Here is a 598-nt window from a genome sequence, read left to right on the forward strand (position 1 = left end):
CCTGTTACTTTGTTTCCATCTGTTTTTAAAATCTTTACTGGCGTCGGCACTTTCCTTATATCTGCTAACCATGCATTGCGATATTGGTTATTTGTCATTTCTAATAGGTTTTCTATTTTCGCTCCTCTATTAGCATGACTCCGTGAATAATGCTGTGTTTTCACTTTATTTCATCCCCTTTAGATTCTTAGGAAGTGCTTTTCTAATACTTGTTCATCCAACTCCAACCATAAAATTTCTTCATTTACTCGACCTGACAGGTTAAGCAAGTGCACGGTACTTAGACCGCGCTTTTGCTTATCATCTCTACGCCACTTGGAGCCACCTTGAACAACCGCTTCTTTTCCAGTGAGTGTAGTGTTATCGTAAATGCTTACAATCAGTGGTGTGTTGCATATATACATAGATACTTGTTCACACGTTTCATATGTTCGCATCAACTAAGTCACCTCTACCTGATTTTTTTAATACTCATGATGACAAAATCTTCTGGAAGTCCGTTTTCTCCACCCTTTTGTAAGTAAGTGACCTTCACTTCAACAAACCTACCAGTATGCAAAATTTTATCTGGATCATATTCATTAATTTTTAATTTATC

The 598-nt window shown here is 36.8% G+C and carries 3 protein-coding genes; all 3 read right to left on the minus strand.

Annotated elements, in window-relative coordinates:
• A partial coding sequence (locus tag AC1RNS_RS26450; protein WP_492996783.1) for a Holliday junction resolvase RecU occupies positions 1-164 on the minus strand: 164 nt, incomplete at its 3' end.
• A 15-nt stretch (positions 165-179) separates the two neighbouring features.
• Positions 180-437 (minus strand): hypothetical protein, encoded by a 258-nt coding sequence (locus AC1RNS_RS26455; RefSeq protein ID WP_492996782.1) that lies wholly within the window; start codon positions 435-437, stop codon positions 180-182.
• A 14-nt stretch (positions 438-451) separates the two neighbouring features.
• Positions 452-586: a DUF3850 domain-containing protein gene (locus AC1RNS_RS26460; protein WP_492996784.1), complete on the minus strand. Its 135-nt coding sequence runs from the start codon at positions 584-586 to the stop codon at positions 452-454.
• Positions 587-598 lie beyond the last annotated feature (12 nt).

This window comes from Lysinibacillus sp. GW821-FHT14F06 (assembly GCF_058803665.1).